This is a genomic window from Dryocola baronae, from assembly GCF_051297175.1.
GTDB lineage: Bacteria > Pseudomonadota > Gammaproteobacteria > Enterobacterales > Enterobacteriaceae > Dryocola.
The window spans coordinates 967086-979590 of sequence record NZ_JBINNY010000001.1 but is presented as its reverse complement, the minus strand read 5'-3'; the positions used below and the strand labels follow the sequence as shown (position 1 = coordinate 979590).

Genomic DNA, 12505 nt, shown 5'->3' with positions numbered 1-12505 from the left:
ACAATCATTGTGGCTGGTTGAAACGGAACAGCGGCAGCAGATAACGCTCGGCCTCGCGGATGATGGCTTCGTAGTAGTCATTATCCAGCGCCCGGTACAGGCGTTGCAGCCAGATATCTGCCCCTTCGCCCTCTACCATCTGATTGCCTTCCCACGCCGCAAGCAGTTTGCTTTTGGCTTTCTGCTGCGTTTGCTCATCCCATAAAATGGCATCATTTGCCTGGTCGTAACAGGCTTTTAACCACGCACCTCCACTATTTGGTAGTAACAGGAGCGGCTGGCGTAATCCTTCCTGATAGCCTTCAATAAGTTGCAGTAAATAGCTTTTTGCCTGCTCAACCTCAAGCGGCGGGAAATGCCATTCCGATGATTTACGACCATAAACCCGACTGCTTCCTGCGCCACCCATTGCGCACCAGACGACGTGTTCAACCCATAGCTGCATGCCGTGCGCCACGTTCAGCACCGAAGGACGCCAGCGCAGCAGCCCGTCTTCCTGAACATCGGACAGCCACCCTACCAGTCTTGTTCCCGCAAGGGTTATATCAACTTCCACGCTTGTGCTGTTTTGCCGCTCAGCTATCACTTTTGCGGACAGCTCCCCCATTTCTGTTAACTGGTTTTCCCAAACAATTTCACCAAACGCCCCATAGGGCAGGGCACCTGCGGCTCGATATCGTCTGAAAAGAAGCTGCGGTTCGTCCCCCTGAACCAGGGCGTTGAGCAGTTGCTGATTCATTTGGAAACGCTCGAGGCTATCGAGCGTAAAAGGTTCGGCGTCCGGCAGCTCCATATCCTCCAGCCAGAAGTTGATGCCCAGCCGCATCTGGAAAAAAGCGCGAACAGGATGCCGCCAGAAACGCTGCAGCTGCTCAAGCGAGATCTCTTCCTGAGCTTTGTGCTGCAAAATCTGAATGAAGGGGCCGTGCGCCTCGCCCCGCTCGCTGGCGGCGGGCAGCCATTCACTGGCGTAACTTTGTCCCAGGGCTGCTGGCACAAAGTTAGCGGCATCAAACGGCGTGCGGCTGTGCTGGAAAATAAGGTGTTGCTTTATGCCCTCGCCGCTTTCATCGCAGGTGCGTGATTCGTCCTGCGGGAGGCAGTGGCTTTGGGCAATGTAGTCGAGCAGCTCTTCCACCAGCACGGACGGGTAGCGCCTGCTGTTGTCCTGAATGGAACGGCCGATGTAGCTGATGTAAAAACGCTGCTGCGCCGAGTTTAGCGCTTCCAGGAACAGGTAGCGGTCGTCGTCCCGGCGGCTACGGTCGCCGCGCTGCGGCTTTTGGCTCATCAGATCGAATCCGAGCGGCGCCAGGGTGCGCGGGTAGACGCCATCGTTCATTCCGAGCAGGCAGACAACCTTAAAGGGAATGGAGCGCATCGGCATCAGGGTGCAGAAGTTTACTGGCCCCGCAAGGAAGCGCTGGCTAATACGCTCCTGGTCAAGACGCTGCGCCAGCTCGTCATGCAGCAGGGTTAGCGGCACCGGCTGATGATATTCGGCCTCAAGGCCGTGGGCGATCATCTCCTGCCATTGCTTTTCGATAAGCGCCAGCGCCGCCTCGGTATCCTGATCCGGCAGGAAGAAGCATTCCAGCATTTCGCGGCAGACCGGCACCCAGTCGGCAAGCAGCCGCTCGGTTGATAGCGCCTGACGCCAGCGGTTAAGCTGCATCAGCAGTTCAGCCAGTTGCCCGACAAGCTCGGCGATAAGGCCGCTGGACTCGTCATACGGCAGTACCGACTGCCACTCGCCGGTTTTACTGTCCATGGCATAGCCCAGCAGCATTCTCGTCAGGCCAAATCGCCAGGTGTGCTGCCCGGTCGCCGGGAGGTCGAACTCGCGGACGTTATCATCATCGATTCCCCAGCGTACGCCGGACTCGTTTACCCACTGGCGCAGGTACCTGAGCCCCTCCTCATTGATTGAGAAACGCGCGGCAAGCGCGGGTACTTCCAGCAGGGCAAGCACATCTTCGGCCATAAAGCGGCTGTCCGGCAGGGACAGCAGGCTGATAAACGCCTGTAGCGCCGGGTGCGCCTGGCTTGCACGCCTGTCGGAAATAGCGAACGGCAGCCAGCGGTCGGGAGCGGCGTTGCCGAAAACGGCCTGGATAAACGGGCTGTAGCTGTCGATGTCGGCGACCATCACGATGATATCGCGCGGCGTAAGATCCGGATCGGCATCCAGCATATCCAACAGACGATCGTGAAGGACTTCGACCTCACGCTGCGGGCTGTGGCACTCGTGGAAGGTGATGGAACGATCTTCAGGATCGAGCGTTCGCTTGTTGCGGCTGTGGCGGTAGTCTTCTTCCGTGAGTCCCGCTACGGCGTTGTTTTGCAGCTCCAGCAGATCGTATTGCAGGCTGTGCAGCAGGTTATCCGGTTCGATATCCACAAACACATCAATCTCTTCAAACTGCTCAAGCTCGGCGAGCAGGAAGGTATAGTCACGGCCCAGTTTGCCCCACGAGGCCAGCATCGGGTTGCCAACATCCTGCTCCCCGTCGTCGTTGAACAGGGACGACGCCGTCTCGTTATCCTTAAACAAAGGCAGCGCGTTGCCCGCCTGATAATGGCTGCGGCGACGGCGGCTAATCAGGCGCGCAAGATATGACGGGTCCTTGATATCGCCCCAGTAATAGCGGCAGGGGTTGGTAAACAGCAGATGGACGTCGATATGCTTTCCTAGCGCCTGTAGAGCCTTCAGGTAAACCGGCGGCAGCGCCGAAATGCCGCAGATAAATACTCGCGGGGGAAGGCCAGCAGGGCATTCGTCGCTGTTTTCAAGCCTGCTGATGAAGCGCTGATAAAGGTTGGCGCGATGCCATTCCGGCTGGCCAAGCTCGCGGGTGTGCTGAACGAGCGCCGCCCAAAGCGGGGCCTGCCACAGCTGAGCGTCACCGGCGTTGTCGACCAGCTCCCCCTGCTCCCATTTGCTCAGCCAGCCGGGACGGTAAACCAGATACTGGTCATAGAGATCGGCAATACGCGATGCGAGCTGGAAGAGCTTCCGAGCGTTGTTGTCTTCAGTGAGGTAATGCTTGAGCAGCGCGAACTCTGGACGTTCCAGCATGTCCGGAATAAGCTTCATAAGCTTCCAGCTCATGCTCTGCTTGTTGAATGCGCTCTGTTCCGGAATATCCGGCAGGACGCGCACAAACATATCCCAGATAAAACTCGCCGGGAGTGGAAACTCAATGTTGGCGGCAATGCCAAACTTTTGCGCCAGCGTCATCTGTAGCCATTGCGCCATCCCCGTACTTTGCACAAGCACCACCTCTGGCTGGAAAGGATCGGGAAGGGGCTGGCCCTCGACGATAAATTCCATTATGGCTTCCAGTACATCCAGACGGTTGGAATGGTAAACACGCAACATAAAATCGCTACTCCTGACTTGGTACCTGCTGCGGGCAGTGCAGCCTTGATAGCTGCACGTTGCGCCCCACAGGGCTTGTAATGTTAACGGCGATGCTGACACATCCCGCTTCGGATGTCTGCTGTCGGATGACTTTCCATTGTGCATCCGGCTCCGGCGAATAGGGCTCCGCGGCTTCGACGGCCAAACGCCAAAGCTGCCGGAACTGCCACTGCGCCTGAAATCCCTGCTGGAGTACCCGGTGATAGCCCAGCAGCGCCATCATCACCACGGCGAAGAGCGCCAGAGCGCACAGCACTTCGGGCAGGCTAAACCCGCTTTGTTTAGGCTTTACTGCGGCAGCAGGCACTGAGACACCTCCGGTAAGGGGCAAAAGTCTACCCAGCCGTGGGCTTTTGCTTGCCAACGGGAGTCTTTTATTTCGCCCCAGCGATAGTGCGTAACGGGGGATTTATCTTTCCCTGACAGCATCTGAGCCGCCATCAGGCTCCCGCCTTTTTCTGTTCGCAGTACGCAAGCGCGCCATTCGCCTGGCCTGTTTTGGCAAGACCAGCTGCCGGTGGCCTGCCAGCTTTGTCGGCTACCCCATGCCAAAGCAGATATGGCCCCGGAATATTGCTTAAGGAAGCCAATCTCACTTGCGACGGTTGCCTGCTGCTGGCTGAGCTGGCGCTGAAGCCCGTTGAGCATCAGCATGCCGAGGGAGAAAAGCAGCAGCACAAATGCCAAAGAGCTGCTCCCGCGCTGGGCACGCGCTTTCACAGGTTATACCCGACGACAATATGTCTTAGCGTAACCGGCAGTCTGCCGTCGATGAGCGAAGCGCCAAGCCGGATTTCCAGCAAAGGCTGCAATGCTTTGCGGGCGTGTCGCATCACTGAAAAATGGCTGACGATCATCGTTTCAGGATCTGAAATTTTCTCCCAGCTGCCGCCTTCGCAGCTGGTTGCTCCCTTGAGCGTTTCAAGGCTACCGTTGCGCAGCCGGAAACCGGTTATCTCCGTTTCGGCGTGCCCTGCCGGTTCCCATTTCCCGTTACTGTTTATATCCCAGCGAACCAGCACGCACTCGCCGTTTTTCAGCAGCGCCAAGCCATCCCCACCGCATGTTCCGTGGCAGTACCCCGCTCGCTGTAGATGCTTACCAAAACCAAACGCCAGCTGCCAAAGCGACTCCTGCAACGCCGCCTGCTGGTACTGCGTCAGCACGCCGCGCTGTAGCGCCGGAAAGAGCTTGCCCGCCCCAAGCAGCACAACGCTGCTTAATGCCATCGCTATCAGGGTTTCTAGCAGGGTAAATCCCCTGTTTGCTAGCCGCATGTTCCTGCCTCGCTTACCTTACAGGTGCGGATTCGCCCCCACGCCGAAACGACGATACGCCATTCCCCTGCCGGGCTTCGCAGGATCAGATGCCCAGGCCATGCCGTACTGCGCAGGCCGTAAAAGCCTAACCCGCCGGTCATTGCAACGATGTCCACGTCAGGAAAAGGCTGCGCCAGCTGCCAGCGCGACGGGCTGATGCAGTCATGCCCTTGCGCGAGACTCGCCAGGCACCAGCCGGAGCCGGAACGACCCAGCGAGAGCTGATGGTCCCTGTTTTTCCAGTTCGCGTCGCTGCGCAGCTGTTCGAGCAGATTTCTGACCTGCTGCAACGTTATCCACAGACGCTGTTGCTGCTGCCATTTTTGCCAGCCATACAGGCCGCCCGCGCTCAGCGCCACGACGATAATCATGACCACCATCACTTCCACCAGGCTGAAACCACGCTGTTCTTTTTTCATGGCGAGAGTGTGCACGGGCAATCTGCATGCCGCTACGCAGAGATGTCGTTTCGTCGAGATGTGCCGAGGAAAATATTCGCGTTTGCATTGGGTTGCAGCGGCGCTGGAAGGGAGCTCGAAAGTCTGAATTGCGGGCAAAAAAAACCGGCGCACTCAGGCACCGGTTGTGTCAGTCTTGGCGCTTAAATAGCGACAGGCGCTTTGATCGCCGGATGCGGATCGTAGCCTTCGATGTCGAAATCCTCAAAGCGATAGTCGAACAGGGATTCCGGCCTGCGCTTGATGACCAGCTTCGGCAGCGGACGCGGTTCGCGCGTTAGCTGCAGGTTAGTCTGCTCAAGATGGTTGCTGTACAGGTGAGTGTCGCCGCCCGTCCAGACAAAATCACCCACTTCGAGATCGCACTGCTGCGCCATCATGTGCACCAGCAGCGCATAGCTGGCGATGTTAAACGGCAGGCCAAGGAAGATGTCGCACGAGCGCTGGTAAAGCTGGCATGAGAGCTTGCCGTCGGCGACGTAAAACTGGAAGAACGCGTGGCAAGGCGCCAGCGCCATTTTGTCCAGTTCGCCCACATTCCAGGCGGAAACGATAATACGGCGCGAGTCCGGATCGTTTTTCAGCTGGTTGAGCACCGTGGAGAGCTGGTCGATATGGCGGCCATCCGGCGTGGCCCACGAACGCCACTGTTTGCCGTAAACCGGCCCCAGGTCGCCGTTTTCGTCGGCCCACTCATCCCAGATGGTGACCTTGTTTTCACGCAGGTAGGCGATGTTGGTGTCGCCTTTCAGGAACCACAGCAGTTCATGAATGATGGAGCGTAAATGGCAGCGTTTCGTGGTGACGAGCGGGAAACCTTCCTGAAGATTAAAACGCATTTGATGCCCAAAAATCGACAGCGTGCCGGTACCGGTACGGTCATTTTTCGGGGTGCCTTCTTCAAGCACTTTTTTCATCAAATCAAGATACTGTTGCATGTTACCTCACGAAAGCTGTTGCTGCGGACGACGGCGGTAGGCCCAAACCATCATAATAACACCGGCCACTATCATCGGAATCGAGAGGATCTGCCCCATGCTGATGTACTGCACCCACTCGCCGGTAAACTGGGCATCCGGCTGGCGGAAGAATTCTACGATGATGCGGAACGCGCCATAGCCAATCAGGAACAGGCCGGACACCGAGCCCATTGGGCGTGGTTTGCGGATAAACAGGTTCAGGATGATGAACAGTACGATGCCTTCAAGCACCATCTCGTAAAGCTGCGAAGGATGGCGCGGCAGAACCCCATAGGTATTGAACAGCGACTGCCATTCCGGGTGGGTTGCCAGCAGGCCAATATCTTCGCTGCGCGATCCTGGGAAAAGCATGGCCCATTTGAAGTTTGGATCGACACGACCCCACAGTTCGCCGTTGATGAAGTTGCCGAGGCGTCCGGCAGCCAGGCCGAAAGGAATCAGTGGGGCAATAAAATCAGCAACCTGGAAGAAGTTACGCTTAGTGCGCTTGGCGAACCAAATCATCACGCAGATAACGCCAATCAGCCCGCCGTGGAAGGACATGCCGCCGTCCCAGACTTTAAACAGGTAAAGCGGGTCGGCCAGGAAGGTTGGCAGATTGTAGAAGAAGACGTAACCGAGACGCCCGCCGAGGAACACGCCAAGGAAGCCCGCATACAGCAGGTTTTCGACTTCGTTTTTGGTCCAGCCGCTTCCCGGTTTATTGGCGCGGCGTCCGGCCAGCCACATCGCAAATACAAACCCAACGAGGTACATCATGCCGTACCAGTGCAGGGATACCGGCCCGACGGAGAAAATTACCGGGTCAAATTCAGGGAACCGCAGATAGCCACTATTCATAGTCATCACAAGCCATTGTTATCCCGCCGATTGAGCACGGCAGGTTGCAAGTACGCACCTACTGCGGTGCGCTCCGAAAGCGCCGAATCATAGCACAAAGGCCACGGTGATTAAGTCCGCCAGGTTGTAAAAGATATGTAATAACCGGCAGCAGGTGCGCCGTGACGGGCCTAGCGACCGCCGCGAATAAGCCCGCCCATGCCGCGCCGCTCCATAAACGAAGCGACCTGATGGCGCACTTCCGTTGCCAGCTGCGCCTCAACGCTGCGTTCCGCAAGCTGCTGCGCTTCTTCAAGGCTGATATGGCGCAGCAGATATTTAACGCGAGCAACCGAGCGGCCGTTCATCGACAAATGCCGATAGCCCATTCCCACCAGCAGCGCCACGCACATGGGGTCACCGGCCATCTCACCGCACAGGCAGAGGTCGATTTCGTGGCGTTCTGCCTCGCAGGCGATGTGCTTCAACACGCGCAGCATCGCCGGGTGCAGGCTGTCGTAGAGGCTGGCGACGCGGGTGTTATTGCGATCGACGGCAAGCAGGTACTGCGTTAAGTCGTTGGTGCCGACGGAAATAAAGTCAACGCGGCTGGCAAGATGTCCCATCATAAAGACCATGGAAGGGACTTCGACCATTACGCCCAGGCGCGGTTTCGGCAGCGCGTAACCCAGCACCTCTTCAACTTCACGCCCGGCTCTGTCGATCAGGCGGCGCGCTTCGTCCACTTCATCGAGGCTGGTGATCATCGGCAGCAGGATGCTCAGGTTGCCGGAGGCGGCGTTAGCGCGCAGCATGGCGCGCACCTGCACGAGGAAAATTTCCGGCTGGTCGAGCGTGATGCGAATGCCGCGCCATCCAAGGCACGGGTTCTCTTCGCTGATCGGCATATACGGCAGCTGTTTATCCGCCCCCACGTCCAGGGTGCGCAGCGTAACCGGCTTCTCGTTGAACATTTGCAGCATGCCCTGATACTGGGCAACCTGCTCTTCCTCCGACGGGAAGCCGCTTTGCAGCATAAACGGGATTTCGGTGCGGTACAGGCCGATGCCGTCGATGCGGCTGCCGAGCTTTTCTTCGTGCTCAGGGCTTAAGCCCGCGTTGAGCATGACCTGCACGCGTTCGCCGCTTTTCAGCGCCGCAGGCATGTCCACATCGTCTTCGGCGAGGCGGCTAAGCTCGTTCTCCTCGCTGATCAGGCGCTGATATTCTTGCTGCAGTACCGGTTCAGGATCGACCAGCAGCTCGCCACGATAGCCATCGACGATAAGCGTTCTGCGGTGCAGAACCGAAGGCTGGATATCCGCCCCCATGACCGTCGGAATACCCAGCGCGCGCACCATGATGGCGGCGTGAGAGTTGGCGGCACCGTCGCGTACCACAACGCCCGCCAGACGGTTTTGCGGCAGCTCTGCAAGGGTTGCAGCCGAAAGCTCGTCGGCAACGAGGATAAAGCGTTCAGGCCAGGTATTTGGGCCTTGAATGGTGTCATCGAGATGGAACAGCAGGCGCTGTCCGAGCGTTCTCAGGTCGCCCGCACGCTCTTTCAGATAGCTATCCGAGAGGCTTGCGAACTGTTCGGCAAATTTCTCGACGACTTTTTTAACCGCCCACTCCGCCACCGAGCCTTTATCCACTTCGCCGAAAAGTTCACGGCGCAGGCGCGCGTCGGTCAGCAGGTGCGAGTAGAGGTCGAATATAGCGGCCGTTTCTTTCTGCGCGCCCGCAGCGAAGCGTTTGCTGTAGCGGCGGAATTCGTTGGCGGCCTCTTCAAGCGCGGCGGTGAGCCGCTCGCGTTCGCGCGAGGTATCAAGCGTTGAAGCTTCGGATACCTGCTCCATCAGCGGCAGCGTGGAGTCCATCCAGCCTTCCGCTATGGCCACGCCCGGTGACGCAGGGAGCGCACGAATGCGCGTCTGGCGATACTGGCCAAACAGAGCGGCAAGCTGTGACTGGGAAAGAATGCCCGCCATTTGCGTGGCGAGAGTAACGAGGAAGGACTCTTCGCTTTCATCGTACTGACGATGTTCGCGCTGCTGCACCACCAGCACGCCCAGCAGTTGACGCCGCTGGATGATAGGCACCCCAAGGAAAGCGCGGAAACGCTCTTCTTTTACGGCGGGTACGTATTTAAAGCTGGGGTGTTTTTGGGCATCCGCAAGGTTGATGGGTTCGGCAAGGCGACCTACCAGCCCGACAATGCCTTCATCAAATGCGAGGGTGATGGTGCGTCCGCGTGGCTTTTTCAGCCCCTTTGTTGCCATCAGGTAGTAGCAGCGGCGGTCACTGTCTGCGAGATAAACCGAGCATACCTCGGTATCCATCGCAAGGCAGATGTCGGTCACCAGGATGTCCAGCGCCTCATTGAGGCGCGGGGCGCTGGCAACCTTTTCAACGATTTCTCGCAAACGGGTAAGCATTTTTGGCGTGACTTAACCTCTTTTACGTCGCCATGCAGGCGCGTTATTGCGTGGTGGCGTAACTTCCTGCAGCGGCATAACGACACTGGCAAACTCTTTCATCACCCGACGATAAACATCGCGCTTGAAGGAGACAACCTGACGCACGGGATACCAGTAGCTCACCCAACGCCAGCCGTCGAACTCCGGGGTGCTGCTGGTTTGCATATTGATGTCGTTATCAGAGCCAATCAACTGCAAAAGAAACCATTTTTGTTTCTGGCCGATACAAACCGGCTTTGTGTCCCAACGCACCAAACGTTTCGGTAATTTGTAACGTAACCAGTTGCGGGTCGAGGCGAGGATACGGACATCTTTTCGCTGTAACCCCACTTCCTCAAAAAGCTCACGGTACATCGCCTGCTCAGGAGATTCGCCAGGATTGATGCCACCCTGCGGAAACTGCCAGGAGTGCTGACCAAAACGTCTGGCCCACATCACCTGCCCTTGCCGATTACAGATTACAATACCAACATTCGGGCGGTAGCCATCATCATCGATCACCGGACTACCTCAAATAAAATCTCGATTGCAGCGATTGTTTCATACAAGCCTCAGGCGGTAAACCACTGTTAATCGTCTACCGTGACTAATAACATTTGAATAACTCACAAATTTAACCCGAGTTATAAACAGAAGGGCCGAAGCCCAGGCGTTTTTATTCACTTTTTCTGTGGATATCACTGTGAAAAACTAGCCGATACTCTCGGGACAACTTCTGACAACTCAAAATAAGAACAATCCCACACTTATGAAAACTTATTATAATTCAATTCAATACACAGATAAATGCTGTTCATTACTCTCATAACGTGATGGGCATCACATTCAAGGATCGCCAACTGACGAAAGATCGACCAATGACGTTTTTATCCACAGATTGTGCCAACAAGTTAGGCACAATTCGTCGAAAAAATGTCTTTAGCCCCTCCGTCAAGGCTGTAAATGGAACCAGTAGTCATGGTTTTTGCCAGTTATCCCATTTTTCTGTGGATAACCCGGTGTAAGATCCTGTTCATTGTCAGTGACCAGAATTGGAAAAGATTTTTTTGCTTACCGCAATATGCGAAGTTTTTGAAAAAAAGTCATTACAAATCATGAAATTGATATTCTCTCTCCCGGCACGTTAAACTATTTCCCCATTGTGGGTAAACCACGGTCATTTTTTAACCACTCGCAGCCAGGCGTTATGCAATCATTACAACCTTTGCTTCACCCACCCGAAAACGAACGCATTCTGCTTGCTCAGGCACAAAGCCTCGCGGGCTATACGCTTGGGGAACTCGCCGCGCTGGCGGGCCTTGCCATCCCGGCGGATCTTAAGCGCGATAAAGGCTGGATCGGTATTTTGCTCGAGCTTTGGCTCGGGGCGAGCGCGGGGAGCAAACCGGAGCAGGATTTCGCCGCGTTAGGCATCGAGTTAAAAACGATCCCCATCGACCGGCTCGGCCGCCCGCTGGAAACCACCTTTGTCTGCGTCGCGCCGCTTACGGGCAACACCGGCGTGGTGTGGGAAACCAGCCACGTGCGCCATAAGCTAAAGCGCGTTCTGTGGATACCGGTTGAGGGCGAACGGCAAATCCCGTTGGCCGAACGCCGCGTGGGCGCGCCTCTATTATGGGAGCCTTCGGAAGAAGAGGATCGCCAGCTCAGGCTGGACTGGGAGGAGCTGATGGATCTGATTGTGCTGGGACAGGTTGAACGCATTACCGCCCGTCATGGCGAAGTGCTGCAGCTGCGCCCTAAGGCTGCGAACAGCAAAGCGCTGACCGAAGCCATCGGCGCGGACGGCACAAAGATCCTCACGCTGCCACGCGGTTTCTATCTTAAAAAGAACTTTACCGCCGCCCTACTTGCACGACATTTCGGCCTGTAGCATCAATTAACGTGTACTCCCTTTCGAGCAGGCGCTTATAATTAGCGTTTTCATTTTTTGGCAGGACTTGTTTGATGTTTGCATGGATCTCTGACCCCAATGCATGGATGGCGTTAGGCACGCTAACCATCCTCGAAATCGTATTGGGTATCGACAATATTATTTTCCTCTCGCTGGTCGTCGCGAAGCTCCCCAAAGAGCAGCAGCAGAAGGCGCGTCGCCTGGGTTTAGGCGCGGCAATGCTCATGCGGCTTGCGCTGCTTGCTTCTATTGCATGGGTTATCCGCTTAACTACCCCGCTGTTTACGGTCATGGGTAATGAGATTTCCGCGCGGGATTTAATCCTGCTCTTCGGTGGTCTGTTCCTTATCTGGAAGGCCAGCAAAGAGATTCACGAATCCATCGAGGGCGGCGAAGAAGGCATTAAAACCAACGTTCACTCCTTCTTTGGCGCTATCGTGCAGATCATGCTGCTGGATATTATTTTCAGCCTGGATTCGGTGATTACCGCGGTCGGCCTGTCTGACCACCTGTTCATCATGATGGCCGCCGTGATTATCGCAGTCGGGGTCATGATGTTTGCCGCGCGCGCGATTGGCGATTTCGTTGACCGCCATCCGTCGGTGAAAATGCTCGCCCTGGCATTCCTGCTGCTGGTGGGCTTCACGCTGATTCTCGAAAGCTTCGATGTTCACGTGCCGAAAGGCTACATCTACTTCGCGATGTTCTTCTCTATCGCCGTCGAAAGCCTCAACCTTATCCGCAACAAAAAGAACCCGCTCTAACCCAATCAGGGGAAGGCCAACACGCTTTCCCCTGATTTATTTTAAGAATTTGCCGCTTATCTTCCCGCCTTTAAAAAGTTATTACTAAACTATGTATGTTTTTCTATTCCATTCCTGACGAGGCGAACAACAATGAAAAAATGGGCAGTTGTAATTTCCGCTATGGGTCTGGCTTTTGCCGTTTCCGGCTGCAGCAGCGACTACGTGATGGCAACCAAAGACGGCCGCATGATCCTGACCGATGGCAAACCGAAGGTCGATGATGAAACCGGTCTGGTGAGCTACCGTGACCAGCAGGGCAACGAAATGCAGATCAACCGCGACGACGTTTCACAAATCATTGAGCGTTAAATCCTGAAGGTCAGCG

General features: G+C 56.2%; 12 protein-coding genes. 3 read left to right on the top strand and 9 right to left on the bottom strand.

The genetic code is table 11. The annotated features are described in order from the left end of the window. Positions 1–4: 4 nt before the first annotated feature. From recC to rppH, 9 genes are all read right to left on the bottom strand, one after another. The gene (recC, locus tag ACSPHG_RS04505; RefSeq protein ID WP_435952335.1) at positions 5–3382 is read right to left on the bottom strand and encodes an exodeoxyribonuclease V subunit gamma; all 3378 of its coding nucleotides are present in this window, start codon (positions 3380–3382) and stop codon (positions 5–7) included. Positions 3383–3389: 7 nt separating this feature from the next. Further along, entirely contained in the window at positions 3390–3731 is a 342-nt protein-coding gene (locus ACSPHG_RS04500) for a prepilin-type N-terminal cleavage/methylation domain-containing protein (RefSeq protein WP_435952334.1), read from the bottom strand. After that, on the bottom strand, positions 3713–4144 hold the full coding sequence (locus ACSPHG_RS04495; protein ID WP_435952333.1) for a DUF2509 family protein: 432 nt from the start codon (positions 4142–4144) through the stop codon (positions 3713–3715). The genes ACSPHG_RS04500 and ACSPHG_RS04495 overlap by 19 nt, the downstream gene beginning before the upstream one ends. Then, positions 4141–4701 (bottom strand): prepilin peptidase-dependent protein, encoded by a 561-nt coding sequence (locus ACSPHG_RS04490; RefSeq protein WP_435952332.1) that lies wholly within the window; start codon positions 4699–4701, stop codon positions 4141–4143. Before ACSPHG_RS04490 ends, ACSPHG_RS04495 begins: the two co-directional genes overlap by 4 nt. Beyond that, positions 4692–5162, bottom strand: a complete 471-nt coding sequence (locus tag ACSPHG_RS04485; RefSeq protein WP_435952331.1) for a prepilin peptidase-dependent protein — start codon at positions 5160–5162, stop codon at positions 4692–4694. Before ACSPHG_RS04485 ends, ACSPHG_RS04490 begins: the two co-directional genes overlap by 10 nt. Before the next feature lie 182 nt (positions 5163–5344). Then, positions 5345–6139 carry a thymidylate synthase gene (gene thyA, locus ACSPHG_RS04480; protein WP_435952330.1) on the bottom strand — a complete coding sequence of 265 codons (795 nt, stop codon included), beginning with the start codon at positions 6137–6139 and terminating at the stop codon, positions 5345–5347. A 6-nt stretch (positions 6140–6145) separates the two neighbouring features. After that, positions 6146–7021 (bottom strand): prolipoprotein diacylglyceryl transferase, encoded by an 876-nt coding sequence (lgt, locus tag ACSPHG_RS04475; protein WP_435955939.1) that lies wholly within the window; start codon positions 7019–7021, stop codon positions 6146–6148. Between the two features lie 170 nt (positions 7022–7191). Continuing rightward, a complete protein-coding gene (gene ptsP, locus ACSPHG_RS04470) occupies positions 7192–9438 on the bottom strand; it encodes a phosphoenolpyruvate--protein phosphotransferase (protein ID WP_435952329.1) in 2247 nt (748 codons plus the stop codon). Between the two features lie 12 nt (positions 9439–9450). Continuing rightward, positions 9451–9981, bottom strand: a complete 531-nt coding sequence (rppH, locus tag ACSPHG_RS04465; RefSeq protein ID WP_435952328.1) for an RNA pyrophosphohydrolase — start codon at positions 9979–9981, stop codon at positions 9451–9453. 685 nt (positions 9982–10666) lie between these two features. Between rppH and mutH the strand changes: the two genes are divergently transcribed. The 3 genes from mutH (at position 10667) to ACSPHG_RS04450 (ending at position 12489) form a co-directional block, all read left to right on the top strand. Further along, entirely contained in the window at positions 10667–11353 is a 687-nt protein-coding gene (gene mutH / locus ACSPHG_RS04460; protein ID WP_435952327.1) for a DNA mismatch repair endonuclease MutH, read from the top strand. 71 nt (positions 11354–11424) lie between these two features. Next, positions 11425–12138 carry a TerC family protein gene (locus ACSPHG_RS04455; RefSeq protein WP_435952326.1) on the top strand — a complete coding sequence of 238 codons (714 nt, stop codon included), beginning with the start codon at positions 11425–11427 and terminating at the stop codon, positions 12136–12138. 132 nt (positions 12139–12270) lie between these two features. After that, positions 12271–12489, top strand: coding sequence for a YgdI/YgdR family lipoprotein (locus ACSPHG_RS04450; protein WP_435952325.1), 219 nt, complete (start codon positions 12271–12273; stop codon positions 12487–12489). Positions 12490–12505: the final 16 nt, after the last annotated feature.